Source organism: Mucilaginibacter daejeonensis, assembly GCF_020783335.1.
Taxonomy (GTDB): domain Bacteria; phylum Bacteroidota; class Bacteroidia; order Sphingobacteriales; family Sphingobacteriaceae; genus Mucilaginibacter; species Mucilaginibacter daejeonensis.
Genome location: NZ_CP086068.1, coordinates 1469910 through 1486853 on the forward strand (window position 1 = coordinate 1469910; position 16944 = coordinate 1486853).

At 47.1% G+C, this 16944-nt stretch carries 15 protein-coding genes; 7 read left to right on the forward strand and 8 right to left on the reverse strand.

Features of this window, described 5'->3' with window-relative positions; translation table 11 throughout:
• Positions 1-12: 12 nt before the first annotated feature.
• Positions 13-1179: an efflux RND transporter periplasmic adaptor subunit gene (locus LLH06_RS06355; protein WP_228172426.1), complete on the forward strand. Its 1167-nt coding sequence runs from the start codon at positions 13-15 to the stop codon at positions 1177-1179.
• 57 nt (positions 1180-1236) lie between these two features.
• On the opposite strand, the gene LLH06_RS06360 is transcribed toward LLH06_RS06355, so the two are convergent.
• The 7 genes from LLH06_RS06360 to LLH06_RS06390 all read right to left on the reverse strand — a co-directional run bounded on the left by LLH06_RS06360 (position 1237) and on the right by LLH06_RS06390 (position 7116).
• A complete protein-coding gene (locus tag LLH06_RS06360) occupies positions 1237-1542 on the reverse strand; it encodes a hypothetical protein (protein ID WP_228172427.1) in 306 nt (101 codons plus the stop codon).
• A 3-nt stretch (positions 1543-1545) separates the two neighbouring features.
• Positions 1546-2466, reverse strand: a complete 921-nt coding sequence (locus tag LLH06_RS06365) for an aspartate carbamoyltransferase catalytic subunit (protein WP_228172428.1) — start codon at positions 2464-2466, stop codon at positions 1546-1548.
• A 100-nt stretch (positions 2467-2566) separates the two neighbouring features.
• On the reverse strand, positions 2567-3106 hold the full coding sequence (gene pyrR, locus LLH06_RS06370; protein WP_228172429.1) for a bifunctional pyr operon transcriptional regulator/uracil phosphoribosyltransferase PyrR: 540 nt from the start codon (positions 3104-3106) through the stop codon (positions 2567-2569).
• A gap of 160 nt (positions 3107-3266) precedes the next feature.
• On the reverse strand, positions 3267-3845 hold the full coding sequence (locus LLH06_RS06375; RefSeq protein WP_228172430.1) for a cupin domain-containing protein: 579 nt from the start codon (positions 3843-3845) through the stop codon (positions 3267-3269).
• A 174-nt stretch (positions 3846-4019) separates the two neighbouring features.
• On the reverse strand, positions 4020-5966 hold the full coding sequence (gene rpsA / locus LLH06_RS06380) for a 30S ribosomal protein S1 (protein ID WP_228172431.1): 1947 nt from the start codon (positions 5964-5966) through the stop codon (positions 4020-4022).
• A gap of 229 nt (positions 5967-6195) precedes the next feature.
• Positions 6196-6861, reverse strand: coding sequence for a hypothetical protein (locus LLH06_RS06385; protein ID WP_228172432.1), 666 nt, complete (start codon positions 6859-6861; stop codon positions 6196-6198).
• A gap of 108 nt (positions 6862-6969) precedes the next feature.
• Positions 6970-7116, reverse strand: coding sequence for a hypothetical protein (locus LLH06_RS06390; protein ID WP_228172433.1), 147 nt, complete (start codon positions 7114-7116; stop codon positions 6970-6972).
• A gap of 71 nt (positions 7117-7187) precedes the next feature.
• On the opposite strand from LLH06_RS06390, the gene LLH06_RS06395 reads away from it, so the two are divergent.
• The 6 genes from LLH06_RS06395 (at position 7188) to LLH06_RS06420 (ending at position 14022) form a co-directional block, all read left to right on the forward strand.
• Entirely contained in the window at positions 7188-7730 is a 543-nt protein-coding gene (locus LLH06_RS06395; protein ID WP_228172434.1) for a DUF4269 domain-containing protein, read from the forward strand.
• Between the two features lie 81 nt (positions 7731-7811).
• Positions 7812-9095, forward strand: coding sequence for a tyrosine--tRNA ligase (gene tyrS / locus LLH06_RS06400; protein WP_228172435.1), 1284 nt, complete (start codon positions 7812-7814; stop codon positions 9093-9095).
• Positions 9096-9180: 85 nt separating this feature from the next.
• Positions 9181-9627: a type II RES/Xre toxin-antitoxin system antitoxin gene (gene parS / locus LLH06_RS06405; protein ID WP_228172436.1), complete on the forward strand. Its 447-nt coding sequence runs from the start codon at positions 9181-9183 to the stop codon at positions 9625-9627.
• Between the two features lie 4 nt (positions 9628-9631).
• Entirely contained in the window at positions 9632-10081 is a 450-nt protein-coding gene (locus tag LLH06_RS06410) for an RES family NAD+ phosphorylase (protein WP_228172437.1), read from the forward strand.
• Positions 10082-10348: 267 nt separating this feature from the next.
• Positions 10349-11350, forward strand: coding sequence for a GLPGLI family protein (locus LLH06_RS06415; protein ID WP_228172438.1), 1002 nt, complete (start codon positions 10349-10351; stop codon positions 11348-11350).
• Complete coding sequence (locus LLH06_RS06420) at positions 11347-14022, forward strand: TonB-dependent receptor (RefSeq protein ID WP_228172439.1); 2676 nt, start codon at positions 11347-11349, stop codon at positions 14020-14022. Before LLH06_RS06415 ends, LLH06_RS06420 begins: the two co-directional genes overlap by 4 nt.
• An 82-nt stretch (positions 14023-14104) precedes the next feature.
• On the opposite strand, the gene LLH06_RS06425 is transcribed toward LLH06_RS06420, so the two are convergent.
• The gene (locus tag LLH06_RS06425) at positions 14105-16039 is read right to left on the reverse strand and encodes a glycoside hydrolase (protein ID WP_228172440.1); all 1935 of its coding nucleotides are present in this window, start codon (positions 16037-16039) and stop codon (positions 14105-14107) included.
• Positions 16040-16944: the final 905 nt, after the last annotated feature.

Below are 16944 nucleotides of genomic sequence, written 5' to 3' on the forward strand. Positions count from 1 at the left end.
GAATAATACCCAATGAGAACGCTTAAACATCATATCACCATAAATGTATCATTGATCGGCCTGGCTGGCGTACTGGCCCTGAGTGCCTGCCATAACGAAGAAAAAGAGAAAGAAGAAAAGGCTCGCGCACAACAAGAACAGGCCGACATTGAGGTGCCGCCTGTAGAGACGGTAGCCTTGGAAAAAGCTAAGTTGGCGTCGGTGCTGCGGATACCCGGCGAATTGCAGCCTTATCAGCAAGTGAGCCTTTATGCCAAGGTGAACAGTTATGTAAAAAAATACCTGGTGGATGTGGGCTCTGAGGTGCATGCCGGTCAATTGATGATCATTTTAGAAGCACCCGAGATCAACTCGCAACTGGCATCAGCTCAAGCACGTATCAAGCAACAGGAAGCGATATACCTGGCCAGCAAGGCCACTTATGACCGCTTGTTCAATACCGCTAAAACGCCGGGTACCATCGCTCAGAATGACATTGACCAGGCCGAGGCACGAATGAAGGCCGATAAGGCCAACATGCAGGCGGCAAAGGCATCGTATCAGGAGGTATCCTCGACCTTGCAATACTTACAGATACGCGCCCCCTTTGACGGCGTGGTGAGCGAACGTAACGCCAGTATGGGTGCTTATGTGGGTCCGGGTGGAGGTGGCGCACAGCCGCCGTTATTTGTGGTCCAGCAGCAAAAGAAGTTACGTTTGGTGATATCGGTACCTGAACTGAATACCGGTGCGCTTAACGGCAAGGAGGAAGTTGATTTTACCGTTCGTGCTTTACCTAATGAGCAGTTCAAAGCACGTGTAGTACGTTCGGCAGGTGCACTTGACGCCCGCTTGCGCTCAGAGCGTTTAGAGATGGACGTGCAGAACCCTAAGAAGATCTTATTACCGGGCATGTACGCGGAGGTGAGCGTGCCCATGCGATCACATGACAGCACATTTGTGATCCCGCAAACGGCACTGGTACAATCGACCGAAAAGGTATTTGTGATCCGGGTGACCAACGACCATAAGGCTCAATGGGTAGATGTGCAAAAAGGCATGCAGGGGAAAGAAGGAGTGGAGGTGTACAGCAAAGAGCTTGCCCTGGGCGATAAGCTGATCAAAGTAGCCACTGACGAGATCCGCGACGGACAGCCTGTTAAAGACGCTGTGGCCAAGAAGGAAGAGGAAAAGAACTGAGTAACCCTCAGTTCGTGTGTGTTGTGTGTATGAAAGACGGTCAAGAAGGCCGTCTTTTTATTTGGTAGGCTCGATGTTATTGAGCACGCTGATCAGCCCGTCCTTTAAAGCCTTCGCATCTATACTTCCCACGTTCTGCTCCTTCACCCAAATACTGATCTGATCGTTGGTCTTGCTGATCTGCAGGCGGCCTTTGAACAATTGTTCGTCCTTACTGTAAAGAAACTCGAGCAGTTGATTGATACCTTCTTTGCGGCATACCAATTCTTTACCCATTTGCTTCACGATAAGGCGCACACGGCTTGGCCTGAACTTTTCGGGCTCGATCTTTAATACATGGTTATCCTGTAGCCTGAACTGCATAGCTTAATTTTGACCGGCCAGCAAGTAAAGCACGGCCATACGCACGGCCACGCCATTCTCTACCTGGTCCAATATGATCGATTGTTTACTATCAGCCACATCGCTGGTGATCTCGACACCTCTATTGATAGGTCCAGGGTGCATCACCACGATCTCTTTGTCAAGGTTGTCCAGTATCTCTTTATTGAGGCCATACAACATCGTATACTCACGCAGCGACGGAAAATACTTGATGTCCTGACGCTCTAACTGGATGCGCAGCATGTTGGCCACATCGCACCAGTTCAAAGCTTTCTTAAGATCGTGTTCCACCTTAACACCTAATGAACTGATGTATTTTGGGATAAGTGTGGTAGGGCCGCAAACCATCACCTCGGCACCCAGTTGCTTTAAGCAAAGTATATTAGATAAAGCCACACGTGAGTGCAGGATATCGCCAACGATAGCCACTTTCTTGCCTTCAACACTACCCAGTCTTTCACGGATGGAGAATGCATCTAACAAAGCCTGTGTCGGGTGCTCGTGCGCACCGTCTCCGGCGTTCACGATCTGCGCTTTAACATGTTTGGAAAGGAACACACCGGCACCGGCATAGGGATGACGCATCACTACCATATCCACCTTCATGGCTAATATATTGTTCACGGTGTCGATTAACGTTTCGCCTTTGCTTACCGATGACGACGAGGCGGCAAAGTTCAAAGTATCAGCAGATAGGCGGCGCTCGGCCAATTCGAACGACAAGCGGGTACGGGTAGAGTTCTCGAAGAAAACGTTAGCTATGGTCACATCGCGCAATGAAGGCACTTTCTTGATCGGACGGTTGATCACATCCTTAAAGGTATCAGCCGTGGTGAATATCTCTTCGATATCGTTCCGGTTCAGATCTTTAATTCCCAATAAGTGTCGTGTGCTTAGTGCCATATTTTATTTACGGTATCGAATTTTGATTTCGAATTAATACTTTTTTAGCTATTCAGGGATGTTCGGTATAAGTCATCAGACATCCGAACTGCGGCATCATTCAATTCTCTGAAATCAGGACCACTTTGTCTTCACCATCTGTTTCTTTCCAGCTTACCACCACTTTTTGCGAGGCAATGGAATCGACCTCGATACCGGTGTAGTTAGCATTCACTGGCAAGTGGCGCGAGTAGCGGCGATCCACCAGCGCTAGCAGCTCAACCTTTGCAGGGCGCCCAAAAGCCAGTAATGCATCCATAGACGCGCGGATGGTGCGGCCTGTCCATAACACGTCGTCCATGAGGATCACGTTCTTGCCTTCTACAATAAAATCGATACGGGTCTGGTTAGGTACCAGCGGACCTTCACGCCTCCTGAAGTCATCACGGTAAAAGGTGATGTCAAGGTCGCCCTGCATAATGGAACTGTCCAAAATAGCTCTGAGCTCCTCAGCTATACGACGAGCCAAATAGATACCACGCGGTTGTATACCGATCAATATGGCATCCTTAAAGTCGTTATGATTTTCGATCAACTGCCTGCACAGGCGTTGTATGGTTATTTGGAATTTTGGACCGTCAAGCAAAGTGAGATCTTGCATCGCATCAGTAGGTTTGGGCAAAGTTAAAAAAACTTTCGAAAAATTGCCGGTCACGAGTAGTTACAAGCGGTATTCAGTCGAACTTACTTTCATGGATTATTTATACTGAACTAACAATATCGCACAAAAAAGGCAGATACTGGTATATCTGCCTCGGATCTTACACGCTTTGCGGGGTGAGTATATTGTTGTAGTTCCACTCGGGTTTGTAACCTTTCATACGCCCTATAGCGGCCAATAATTTGAATCCTGCTTTTTTAAGTAAGGTCCATTTTCCGGCCACTACATAAATGTCGCTATAGTGATCGATCATGACCGCCAAATGCAACAGGTTGGGTGCTTCGGGCGAGTCAGAAGTTCGGGCTTGGGCAAGTGCGCAGGCCGCTTCATAAAGCTTCTGAGTGCTTAAAGCTGGCCTTATCTCTGTGGTCACATGTAACTGTTCTTTCTTGCTGGCATTCCACCACTGGTGCGCATCACCCGGTTTGATCACGATCATTTCGCCAGCCTCATAGCGCACTTTTTTTCCGTTCACCACGGTCATCATGCTTCCTGATATCACGTTGATGATCTCGGTTTGGGTAGGGTGCTTATGAACGAATCCACTTTTTTGATCACTGTCCACGTCTGCTACACATTTCATTCTCACATACTCACCATCAGTATCTTCAGCAGTATTTAAAAAGATAAAGGTTTTTTTGGTCAGCGGGTTGTGGATCTGCTCTCCTGCTTTTCTCATAAATGTATTATCAATAAGGATAGGTCGCTTAGTACTTAAATGGTACTACGGCGACAAAGTTATACTTATAATACGTTAAAACCATCCCTGTTGATACAATGTTTTGAACCATTATAAATAAAAAAAGCCCTGTGCTTTGATACACAGGGCTTTAAAAGGAAATTATTTAATGTATTATTTGGTCTCCTCGTTAGACTTGCGCGCTTTGTTCTCAGCACCTTCCATCTGCTCTTTCAATTGGGCCAATACGCTCAGGTCGCCAAGGGTCGATCTTTCAACCGAATCTTTAACTTTCTTCACCGCGCTGTTAGCAGCTTTCGCTTCTTTCTTACGGTTCTCAAAGTCTTGAACTCTTGCTTCTGCACGTACATCTTCCCAAATGCGAGAGTGAGAGATAACGATACGTTTGTTGTCCTTACCGAACTCAATGATCTTGAAGTCAGCGGTCTCTTCGGCTTTCAAAGATTTGCCGTCCTCTTTAACCAGGTGTTTGGTTGGCGCAAAGCCTTCAACACCGTATGGAAGGGCAACAACAGCACCTTTATCGGTCACTTTCAATACAGTACCTTCGTGTACCGAATCAACAGTGAAGATAGTCTCGAAAGTATCCCAAGGGTTCTCTTCCAGTTGTTTGTGACCTAAGCTCAGTTTGCGGTTATCAACGTCAAGTTCTAAAACGATAACGTCAAGTTTCTCGCCAACTTTAGTGAACTCGTTAGGGTGGTTCACTTTCTTAGACCATGAAAGGTCAGAGATGTGGATCAAACCATCGATGCCGTCTTCCAGTTCAACGAACACACCAAAGTTGGTCATGTTCTTAACGGTAGCAACATGCTGAGTGCCTACAGCGTAACGCTCGGCAGCATTTTGCCATGGATCAGGAGTAAGTTGTTTGATACCTAATGACATTTTGCGCTCTTCGCGATCCAATGTCAATACTTGAGCTTGAACCTCGTCGCCAACTTTCAGGAATTCCTGAGGGTTGCGCAGGTTTTGTGACCATGACATTTCTGATACGTGGATCAGGCCTTCAACACCAGGAGTGATCTCCAGGAATGCGCCATAATCAGCCACAGTAACGATCTTACCTTTGACGATCGATCCAACCTGGATGTTCTCGTCAAGGCTTTGCCAAGGGTGTGGAGTAAGTTGTTTCAAGCCCAGAGCGATACGTTTTTTCTCGTCATCGAAGTCAAGAACAACAACGTTGATCTTTTGATCCAATGCCAATACTTCTTTCGGATGCTCGATACGGCCCCAAGAGATATCAGTGATGTGCAGTAAGCCGTCAACGCCACCAAGGTCGATGAATACACCGAAGTCAGTGATGTTCTTAACGGTACCTTCCAATACCTGACCTTTTTCAAGGCGAGCAACGATCTCGATCTTTTGGTTCTCCAGGTCGTCCTCGATAAGTACTTTGTGAGATACCACAACGTTCTTGAATTCGTGGTTGATCTTAACAACTTTGAATTCCATGGTCTTACCTACATAGATATCGTAATCGCGGATAGGCTTGATATCGATCTGTGAACCAGGTAAAAAGGCTTCTACGCCCATTATATCTACGATCAAACCACCTTTGGTACGGCTCTTTACAAAACCGGTGATGATCTCATCGTTAGTTAATGCATTATTGATGCGCTCCCATGATTTTTGAGTTTTTGCACGTTTGCGCGATAATACTAACTGACCGTTAGCATCCTCTTGCGATTCAACGAATACGTCAACCTCATCGCCGATCTTCAGATCAGGCATGTCACGGAACTCTGACAATGATACCATACCATCAGATTTGAAACCGATGTTCAATACCACGTCCTTGTTATTGATGTTCACTACGGTACCGGTAATGATCTCGCCTTGGTTGATCGAGTTAAAGGTACCATCGTACATTTGCTCGAATTTAGCGCGATCAGCATCGCTGTAGTTACCAAATTTCTTGTCGTCAGCATCCCAATCGAAATCGGCGTTGCTTGCTGCAATCTTAGATTTGATCTCATCAATAGATATCGAATCAGCTTCTGATTCAATGTTCTCTTTCTCTTTTCCAGCGCTAACTGTCCCCAGTTCAGCCTGTTTAGATTTTAATTCTTTTTCTGCTTCTTGTTTTTTTGCCATTAAATAATGTGTCTCCTTTTCCCAATTAATTGGGACTGCAAAGGTAAGGATAAATATTTTGGAAATAAAAATAAAATAGGTTCATTTTTAGCAAGATGTGGTTTAATTATCAGGATGTTGGATGATCTCAAGGCTATTTTGCAAGTGAAAAAACAATGTTCCGGCCAACGAAGTTGCACCTCACACCTCACACCTCACACCTCACACCTCACACCTCACACCTCACACCTCACACTAGCGCCCGCTCTATCTCATCGAACACTTCCATAAAGGTTTCACTGGTCTTGTTGCGGTAATTGATGATCACGTTGGTCATTGCTGCTTCTTGCTCAGGAGTGAACGGGGAAGGCCATATGCGCATACAGATGCGCTTGAGCGCGTAAGCTACCTTGGAGGCATCGGCATAGGTGTGCAAATAGCGCTCGGTCCGGAATTTGTCGAAAAAGCGGCTGAACACCTCGGGCTCGGTCATGCCACTAACGGCCAGGAACTCATTGATCGACTGGTGATCGCATGAGCTTAAGTGGTCATAAAAGTCATCGGCCTTCACGCGCCCCGTGGTGAGTAATAAGCTGTCAAGAATAAGCTCAATAGCGATGTGCCCTAAAAAGAATGGCTTCACCGGCGAACCGCTGATCACTTCACGCAGTTCGAGCTTGAGTTGATGGGAGTGGGTCTTAAAGAAGTCGGAATTGTGGAAGTGCCTATCGATCTCTAAATGTTTGAGCCATCCATTATAAATGTGATGGGTATCGCCGTCGGGGTAATGATGCTTTTCGGGATGGAGAATGATCGACTTATCGGCATTTTTTAGCAGGTCGGGCAATACCGTGCCCAACACATGATAACAGTTGCTGGTATGACGATCAAAATAATAGTGCGATAGAAAATTCATAGGAGCGATGTACTGCAAAATACATAACATCGGCCGTAAGCCGAAATCATTTCGGCCGTTCAGGTCAAATTTGTAGAGTTGTGATCAATTGAATGGTCTACGAACCAGCTACATTTTAGAGAAGAGCGTTACATGCAAAGAGATGTACAAGCAGCCAATAAGCATGGTGACGGCGATGGTGTAAGGAATAAGGTCCGGCCATTCAAATGGTTTGAATAGCACGAACGTGCGCGGCTCGATAACAGGTCTGTCCATATGTGTCAATATACGCAACGGTCGTTTTAAAGGAGAATATCGTTACAGTATACCATTACTTTTGTAGCATCATGAGCGATCATCGTTACGGTCATTTCGATACACTTGAATATTTAGCCAATGGCAACCCGAGGCAACAGGATGCCTATACCGTGTTAAGCCATCATTGTGTTTTCCAAAAGTTAACCAGGTACGGGCCGATATTGGTAGGTACCGTACCCATATGTGTAGACATTGAAGGCAGCGATCTGGACATAATTTGTTGCTTTGAGGATGCCGTGCGATTCAGTGAGGAAGTGAAGGCAGCCTTTGGCCAATACCAGGCGTTCAATGTGGAGACGGTGGTCGTTAACGATCAGTCATCGGTAGTGGCTAACTTTACATTAGGTGGCCAGCTGATCGAAGTGTTCGGCCAGGCAATGTCTGTTAAAGAGCAGAACGGTTACCGGCATATGATCGCCGAGTATGAGTTGCTTCGCGTGCATGGTGAGTCGCTTAAGCAGCAGGTCGTCCATTTGAAGCGTCAGGGCATCAAGACAGAACCTGCTTTTGCCCAAGCGCTCGGCCTGTCTGGCGATCCATACCAGGCCTTGCTTGACCTTTATCCGCTGTAACAGATAAACGGTTAATAAAAGTCTTTTTAGCAGATCTTAACTGATCTGCTATCTTTGCCAACCTTAAAATATTGTATCAAAATGAGTTTTGTTGAAGAATTACGCTGGCGCGGCATGCTGCACGATATTATGCCCGGTACTGAAGAGTTACTGAATAAAGGCATGACATCGGGCTATATCGGTTTCGATCCAACGGCCGATTCATTGCACGTTGGCCACCTGACCCAGATCATGACGCTGATCCATTTTCAGCAGGCGGGTCATAAGCCATATGCCTTAGTAGGAGGTGCTACCGGTATGGTGGGCGATCCTTCTGGCAAATCGGCCGAGCGTAATCTGCTTTCAGAAGAGGTACTGCAGCACAACCTGCAAAGCATAAAAGTGCAATTAGAGCAATTCCTTGATTTTGATCGTGGTGCCAACAGTGCGCAAATGGTCAATAACTATGATTGGTTCAAGGATTTTTCGTTCCTTGATTTTATACGCGAGGTAGGTAAGCACATCACCGTGAATTACATGATGGCCAAAGACTCCGTAAAGAACCGTTTAAGCGGCGATACGGGTATGTCATTCACTGAGTTCACCTACCAATTGGTTCAGGGTTTTGATTTTTATTACTTGTGGAAACATCACAACTGTACCCTGCAAATGGGCGGCAGCGATCAGTGGGGTAACATCGTTACCGGTACGGAGCTGATCCGTCGTAAAGATGGGGGAGAGGCTTTTGCGCTGACCACTCAGCTGATCAAAAAGGCCGACGGTACCAAGTTCGGTAAAACCGAGAGCGGCGCCGTATGGTTAGATCCTGCCCGCACCACACCTTACCAGTTCTACCAGTTCTGGCTTAACGCCAGCGACGAGGATGTGAAGAAATTCATCCGCATATTCACTTTGCTTGACCGTGCCACCATTGAAGCGTTAGAAGTTGAGCATGATGCTGCTCCACATCAGCGTGCTCTACAAAAGGCGTTAGCCAAGGATATCACCATACGTGTACACGGCGAGGATGCTTACAATAAGTCCATCCGTTCGTCAGAGTTCCTGTTCGGTAACACAGGCATCGAGTTCCTGAACGAGTTGACCGACGCTGAGGTATTAGGCATATTTGAAGGGGTGCCCAACTATGCGATCGCTCGTGCTGATCTGGAAGCCGGTATAGGCGTACAGGATCTTTTGGCGGTCAAAACATCGGTGTTCTCATCAAAAGGCGAAGCTAAAAAGATGATCCAGGGCGGTGGCACGGCGATCAACAAAGCCAAGATCGCAACTGCTGATGATAGCTATAGCAGCGACAACCTGATCAATGGCCGTTTTTTGGTAGTGCAGAAAGGTAAAAAGAATTACTTTTTGATCATTGCCGAATAATTTGGAAATACGACAAATGTGTTGTATTTTTGGATAAATGTCGTACAGTAAAAAACAAAATATAGTAAATGAGGTTCATGAACCAATGGCTGCTTATATAGCCACTGATCATGTGGCCTCATTTTTTCATTTACTGGCCGGTGTAGAACCTGGCCGCTCATCTTCTGATTTTGACATCGTGAGGTTGGCTCGTCAGGGCTTGCCTAAGCGGGTATTAACCACGCTTGCGCAAAAGATATCCTTAACGCTACAGGAGCTTGCAGGCATTATGCACATGAGCGAGCGTACCTTGCAACGCTACGAGGATGATGCCCTGGTAAAAACCGAATATGCCGAAAAGGCGGTGGAGTTGGCTCGTTTGTATACACGGGGCGAGGAAGTGTTCGGCTCGCTTGATAAGTTCAAGCTTTGGATGAAAACGCCAAGCCATGCTTTTAAAGGCGAAACGCCCGTTTCATTACTGGATACCTCCATTGGTTTTGATCTGGTGCTGCGTGAGCTTGGCCGTATGGAACACGGTATATTTGCCTGACGTTATGCAGCTTTACCGCATCGCCAAATGCCAGTACATTGAAGACCTGAGCGGTACCGGTGCACGTTTATACGGGGGCCGTTGGAATAACGTTGGTAAACCGATGGTTTACATGGCCTCATCGCGTTCGTTGGCCGTACTGGAGGTGCTGGTACATTTGCCGCCGACCCTCATACCCGATCAGTTTTGCCAGGCCACTTTTGAAGTGCCTGACGACGTCAAAGTACTTGACGTAAAAAAGCTACCTACCAACTGGCAGGAATACCCTGAACCTTCCATCCTTAAGACCCTTGGTGACACGTTTTTGAAAGCCAGTAAGCACTTATTACTAAGAGTGCCATCGGCCATCGTTACTGACGAGTATAACTATCTGCTCAACCCTTTGCACCCGCTCGCGGCTTCCGTAAAAAAGATCGAACGCAAGAAGTTCAGCTTTGATGAGCGATTGCTTTGATAGATGTATTTGACCGACACTCGTATCAGACCAAACTTCCTCCTGCCTACGCACTAAAAATTATAATAACTTGTCAATGAGTGTTTTATTGATTTGAATTTTAACGTAAGCCTTTTATTTTGTCCTGCTTATCCTCCCCAATACTGTTAAATTTTGTTAAATAACTAATTTATTAGTTTTAAAACTAAATAGTTAGTTATATTTGTGTCGTTGAAGATGCATGCGGCGTCGTGCATACGAACGAATACCTTAACTCAATTTAACGTTATGAAACTTAAAGCTTACTTAGCCGCCTTTTTACTCATCTCTGCATCAACTGTTCAGGCTCAAAAGGCCGACACTGCTCAGGCTATCATTCACTACAAATTTACCCACGTACGCGATACACTGAACCGAGATCAGCCACTGGTGGAGAATATGATGCTATCGGTAGGGCGTAGCGCCAGTTGGTACCGCAGTTATGACCGTAAACAACGCGAGGAGCAGGTGCGCAAGGCCGCTATGGCTCAGCTTAACTCAGGGATGACCAACCTCAATCTTCAGGGTTTGGGAGCAGCCAAATTCGGTCCCAACATCGAATATTACCAATTTCCTAATGAGAACAAGTTCTTCAGCAAAGAGCGCTTGTTCACTAACTATCTTGTTGAGGAAAAGATGCCGGCCATTGCCTGGAAGATCAGCACCGATACCATGACCATCAAAGGGCTGGCCTGCCAAAAAGCAACTGCACATTTTAAAGGAAGAGATTATACCGCCTGGTTCTGCGCTGACCTGCCTTATCGCGTAGGTCCATGGAAGTTGGGCGGTTTGCCCGGCCTCATCGTAGAAGCATATGATGCTAAAAAGGACGTGATATTCCAATTTGACGGGGTAGAAAAGATCGACCCAAGCGAGCGCAACAAACCGGCAGACGCTGCACCGTCACCAGCCAGCGGACGCACCATGGTATTGATGGGGCCTGGTGGCGATAGCAATGCTAACCCTTACGTGATCGAGCTGCCTAAAAGCGCCGTAAAGGTGAGTGTAAAAGAATTGGATGATCTGAAAGAGATCCAACGCAAAGATCCGGAGGCATTTTTACAAGCGCAAATGGCCTCTATGCGTGCTCAGGCACCTGCAGGAGCAAATGTATCGTTCAAAATGAACGTCGGTAGCGCCACTGCCAGCGGTAACGGCATCTCCAGCGTAAATATACAAAGTAGTGGCGGTCCGGCTAAAGTGGTGACCAATAACCCGATCGAGCTTCCTGAAAAGAATGCTAAAAAATGAAGCAGTTGATCATAGCGGTCGCTGTTGGTATAGCCGCCTTGCTGTGTTCTGGCAGGATGACCGCTCAAACCATAAAGGGGGCCGTTACTGATAGCACGGGCAAACCGGTGGCTTATGCCAGTGCCAAATTACTTTCGCAGGCGAACCTGATCGTCGCCTTCAGCACTACTGACCCCAAAGGTAATTACAGCTTGTCGGTGCCCGCAGGCACTGATCAGAACGGCCTAAAGGTGGAAGTTAGCTCAGTAGGGTATAAAAAGGACAGCAAAGTAATCACCAGCCTGTCGGTACCTTACGATTTCAAACTGCATTCATCTACCAACCAGTTGCAGGCCGTGACGGTGAAGAACACCACGCCACGCCTCAAAGTGCGCGGCGACACACTGGCGTATAGCGTGGCCGAGTTCAGCGCACCGCAAGATCGGGTGATCGGCGATGTGATCAAGCGTTTGCCTGGTGTTGATGTGGACGCCAATGGCAAGATATCTTACAATGGCAAGGCGATATCCAACTTGTACATTGGTGGTGATAACTTATTGGATGATAAGTACAACATCGCCACCAAGACCATACCCAACGGCGTGGTGGATAAGGTAGAGATCATGGAGAACCATCAGCCGGTAAAAATGCTGCAGGATAAAGTGGTGAGCGATGATGTGGCTATTAACCTGACCATTAAGGATGGCGCCAAGCTGCAGATGAGTGGGCAGGGTAACGCAGGCGGAGGTTTGCCGGGCAAGTACGATGGCGAAGTGAACTCGATGATGTTCAAAGATAAGTACAAGGCCATCAATTACCTGAAAGGCAACAACACAGGTGTGGAGGTGCAGAACGACCTGATATCGCACAATCTGAGCACTTATTTGACCCGTTTGGATAACAATAAACCCGACGAACTACTTTCATTAGGGGCAGCAGGAAATCCTAACCTGCCTACCAACCGATATTTGTTCAACCAGTCGGCCCTGTTAAATTTGAATAACCTGGTGAATGTTAAAAAGGATGTACAGGTGAAGGCCAATGTATCATACCTACGCGACAGGCAGCTGCAAAATTACACCAAGATACGTGAGACCTATTTGCCAAATGATACCATAAGATTGTTGGAGATTCAGGATAATCGCCGCAGGCCTGACCTGTTGCACGCGCAAGCCACGTTGAATATCAATAAGCCTAAATACTACCTCAATAATATCTTCATGAGCGACTACGAGCACAACTCGTCTTACTCCGGGCTGAACGCTAACGGCGTTGGCTCTGATCAAACCTTGAAGAACAGCAGGTTCGATATCTCCAATGAGTTCAACATCATGAAGACCTCCGGTTCAGGAAATATCTTTGAAGGGTACTCGTATATCGACCGCATCAATAACCCCGAGAACCGCCTGCTACAGCCGGGGATCAATCAAGATGTTTTCAACGGTAACCAACCTTATGCACAGCTGATCCAAACGGCCAATATACCAACGTTATTCACTAACAACTACGTGTCGTTCAGGCACCCGGGTAACAAGGTCACCCAGTCGTACAAGGCTGGTTTCAGTTTGCAGTCGCAGCAGTTAAGGTCAGCTTTGTCGGTGGTGCAGAACAGTGGTAGCACCGTTGCCGCCAGTAGTACCGCTGCTAATGATCTGGATTGGTTCAAGTCGAAGATATTTACCGAGGCGGCTTATGATATACCGGGCGACAACTTCAAATTGAACATCCGCCTGCCGCTAAGCTGGCAGCATATCAATTATAATGACCCATTATACGCTTTGGATAAGTCGCTGACGCGCGTTTACTTCGACCCATACATCAGCGCACGATATAATACGGCACCTGAGCAATACATTGCCGCCAACTACACACTCAGAAATACCATCGGCAGTATCACCGAAGCATATCGCGGCGATATACTCACCAATTACCGCACGCTTATGGCCAACAACGCCGACCTAAGTGAACGCCGGACACAGAACGTGGGTTTGGGCTACAACTATCGCCGGGCTATCAAAATGTTCTTTTGGGGCGTGAACGCTTCTTACTCGCACGTGAACATGAACAACATCACCTCGGGTGTGATCACCGATAATTTTCAACGCCAGATCGTGTTGCCATACGCTAACGAGATGAACACGTGGATGGTGAACGGCAGCATTAGTAAGTATGTGTACAGCTTGCATACCACCTTTGGGGCGGGCTATTCATGGCAAAGTACCAAGCTCAATCAGTTCTTGAACGGCCAGTTGTTGCCATACACTACCAATGCCAACAGTGCCAACGGTAGTGCCGAGACCAAGATCAGCAACAGGGTGAATACCAGCTATCGCATCACCGCCACGCATACCAACAGCCGTAGTTCAGTGAACAACGCGGCGAGTGCCGGCATCTTACAATTACAGCACCAGTTAGCGATCAACTACAACCCAAGTAATAACCTGTTCCTGAAATTATCGGGCGACCATTACTATACTGATCAGGCCATCGGTAATGATCTCAACTATTCCTTCGCCGACCTGTCGGCCCGTTACAAGATCAACAGCGCCAAGACCGATATAGAATTGAACGTGCTAAACATGCTCAACACTAAAGATTACAGCGCACCATACCTGACCGCTAACAACTTTACCAACAGCGTTTACCGTTTGCCCGGACGCATGGTGACCATGAAAGTTTCCTTTACGTTTTAACAAGATATTTGAACCTGAACCTTTATTAGCAAATAGTTTAGTTAAGTGCAAAAGGACGTCTACGCGAGGTAGGTGTCCTTTTTTATTCAGATATCAGGGTGAGGTATGACCTTGCCGGTAGTTTAAATCTTACCTGGCCATTCTCCACTTTTTTTACTTCCAACTCCTTATTGCTGTGCTCGGCATTGGTGATGTAAACGCGGAATTTGGTCACGCCGGCAGGGATGCCTTTAATAGTGGTCTGTCTTTCAGCACTGTTATTGACCACATGCAAAGCGTATTTGTTCAACTCTTTATCACCCAAGGCAGCAAAGGTGACGCCTGGGCGGTCAGCGCTGGTGGACAATGCCGAAAGGCCGGCAGGGGAAGAGGCCAGTTGTTTTAAATTGAAAAAGCGTTGCGTAGGTCGTAAGGTCGAATTATCACCAAAGATGCCACCGCCCGCTAAAGGCGAATAGTCGGCGGTCAGTTGCCACTGCAGGATGGATGCCGGTTGGCAAACGTTAAGCAACTTGGTGTAAAGGTCTATCTCATGCAGGGCATAGCTGGTCTCCTGGAACACCGCAGGGTACTGCCATGCTGCCGCATCTATGCTTCCCTCGGTCACCAATAGTGGTACTTGCAACTGATCAGCTGCCTTTGCCCATTTTTGAAGGGTCTCGGTCTCCCAACCCCGCCATGAGTGGAACGATATGGCACCGATGTACGGCTTGCAAGCTGGGTCGGCCATGGCTGGCTTAATGAAGTCGAAGCTGTTGGCGTCGGAGTTGTCGCCCAGCAGGAGCTGCGTTTTAAGGCCTTTGCTGGCCATGTACGAGCCAAAACCTTTAATGAAGTTGGCATGTTCCTGTGCGGTCATGCGCACGTTAATGCCGAGGTCCGATTCGTTGAAGGAAAAGTACTTCACCTCCACACCGTAAGCATCTTTTAAATGCAAAAGATACCTCGCCAGCGAGCGGTATATATCGGTTGACAGATCATTGTTCAGCGGGTTACCCCAAACGTTGTTCACCGGTTCGGGATGGTATTCGCCCTGAATGGCCCAATCAGGTGCCGTCCATGCCGAAACGATCACAGGCATGCCGGTCTTGTACAGGCGTTGAGCCATCAGCAGCGCCTCAGTTACCGCTTTTGGCAGTTGGTTCTGCTGGGCGATGTCGAGCGGATTGGTGTCCTTTTGTGGCTGCCATAAGCGCCATGGCATCTCTACCCGCCCCCAGGCCACGCGCAGATTGCTCAAGCTATAGTCGATCACCTGCGGGTCGGTCGTTGGATTCTGTAAACGGAAATTGCCACCCAAGCCATCGAACTTATGTCCTTGCTGGGTCGCATCTATGGTTAGCGTTACAGGGGCCTTATCAACTGGGCCATGAGCTTCCAGTTCGTAGCTCCGTTGGATGATCTCACCTTTTTTGAGCTCACCTGCACGGATGGTAAAGTACACCAGTACTTCGCCCGTGTTCTCGTCCTTGCGCAATAAGATACTGTCAGACTGTTCGGTCCTGATCTTAACTTCCAGACCGGCCGACCGGTAATCAAAACCTTGGGACATCACGCCGACCAAACCTTTCACCGGGGCGGTTGTCAGGGTGGCAATATCGACCGGTGTTTTATTGCCATCCAGTTTAAGCTGGGTTTGGCTGTCAAAGGTCTTAGGAAGCTTGACCACAAAGTAGGAGCCAACCAAAGTAGTATCGCTATGGGCTGTCAGCTTGATGTCGATTTTAGCCTTGCCGCCCGTACCTGTCAGCGTTTTCTCAAAATACAGGCTATCCAGGTTGGTGTTCACGATCTGCTGATCGCCGTTGCGCTTAAAGTTGGGGCGTTGGCGCTCATGTGCCGTGGTGAGGATCTGTACCCCATCGCTTTTCACATATTGGAGGGCGGTCTCAAATGGTAATAATTGCCCCTGTTTACGAACGCCGGTGATGTTGCCCCAAGGCGCCAGTTCGGCCTGACCAAAAACCTCTCCACCGAACATTGTGATCGCCACCATCACCATAAAGATATATCTCATAAACGCCCTAAAAATATGAATTCTGAGACACTTATACGGAAGGGGAGTTTAATGGGTTGTGAAGCGGGTGAAGCAGATCTTAAAGAGTGAGTGAAGCTATTAAAACAATATTATCTGTTTCAATAGCGTTAACGCAAGGCTCTGCCTTGTGTGATAACCTCGTGGCATTAAGGTAAGGTTAGCCACAAGGCAGAGCCTTGCGGCAGCAGGGTTATTAATATGAAAGTTACTCAGATGAAAAGATTTCAATAAATACACTTTCAATTTCATCTTGAACATTCTTAGGCAACCCATCTTCTTTTAAGAATCATATAGTTGCAGAACCGTCGTGTCGCCCATCTATAATAAAGTAATTATAAATTTTTGCAGGGTATTCTGTGCTGTACCTATTATCGATATTGGAAAATAAATCAATATACTTGAGTTCTATTTCTGCTACGCGTTCATAGAACTGTTTTCTTTTGTCCAAACTTTGACTACTCATGACACTAATTTACAGTTCTAATGAAGTTCAGAAGAATCATTGTGATTTTTCGTTTAGAGTGTAACTGGCCAAAGTTGATACCGATGGGATTTTCTACATATAAAAAGTGGCTGGTGAAACTCCTTTGCTGGCGCAAGCGTGTCGCGTGTGCCTTACCCCATCTTCAAAAGATCGTGTTCCAACTAATAATAAACTTTTATGAATCAAGCTACTCATAAGGTGCTTACCTTGCTAGAGTGACACACGCGGCATGCATGGGCACGCAAGACAAAGCCTTGCGGAGTTAGATGTAACCTATTCAGCCTAAGGTTGGTGTTATCACCAACCTTAGGCTGAATATAAGATGAAGTACTGTAGCAAAAGATGACTAAGACCTTGACATAGCACGGTCGAACACAAGGCAAAGACTTATCGTAGATGC

Coding starts and splice junctions, on each gene's coding strand:
- rpsA (WP_228172431.1), bottom strand. CDS start 5,966: ATGGCAAAAAAACAAGAAGCAGAAAAAGAATTAAAATCTAAACAGGCT.
- LLH06_RS06420 (WP_228172439.1), top strand. CDS start 11,347: ATGAAGCAGTTGATCATAGCGGTCGCTGTTGGTATAGCCGCCTTGCTG.
- pyrR (WP_228172429.1), bottom strand. CDS start 3,106: ATGCAAGATCTCACTTTGCTTGACGGTCCAAAATTCCAAATAACCATA.
- LLH06_RS06365 (WP_228172428.1), bottom strand. CDS start 2,466: ATGGCACTAAGCACACGACACTTATTGGGAATTAAAGATCTGAACCGG.
- LLH06_RS06425 (WP_228172440.1), bottom strand. CDS start 16,039: ATGAGATATATCTTTATGGTGATGGTGGCGATCACAATGTTCGGTGGA.
- LLH06_RS06415 (WP_228172438.1), top strand. CDS start 10,349: ATGAAACTTAAAGCTTACTTAGCCGCCTTTTTACTCATCTCTGCATCA.
- LLH06_RS06395 (WP_228172434.1), top strand. CDS start 7,188: ATGAGCGATCATCGTTACGGTCATTTCGATACACTTGAATATTTAGCC.
- LLH06_RS06355 (WP_228172426.1), top strand. CDS start 13: ATGAGAACGCTTAAACATCATATCACCATAAATGTATCATTGATCGGC.
- LLH06_RS06385 (WP_228172432.1), bottom strand. CDS start 6,861: ATGAATTTTCTATCGCACTATTATTTTGATCGTCATACCAGCAACTGT.
- LLH06_RS06360 (WP_228172427.1), bottom strand. CDS start 1,542: ATGCAGTTCAGGCTACAGGATAACCATGTATTAAAGATCGAGCCCGAA.
- LLH06_RS06375 (WP_228172430.1), bottom strand. CDS start 3,845: ATGAGAAAAGCAGGAGAGCAGATCCACAACCCGCTGACCAAAAAAACC.
- LLH06_RS06410 (WP_228172437.1), top strand. CDS start 9,632: ATGCAGCTTTACCGCATCGCCAAATGCCAGTACATTGAAGACCTGAGC.
- LLH06_RS06390 (WP_228172433.1), bottom strand. CDS start 7,116: ATGGACAGACCTGTTATCGAGCCGCGCACGTTCGTGCTATTCAAACCA.
- tyrS (WP_228172435.1), top strand. CDS start 7,812: ATGAGTTTTGTTGAAGAATTACGCTGGCGCGGCATGCTGCACGATATT.
- parS (WP_228172436.1), top strand. CDS start 9,181: ATGGCTGCTTATATAGCCACTGATCATGTGGCCTCATTTTTTCATTTA.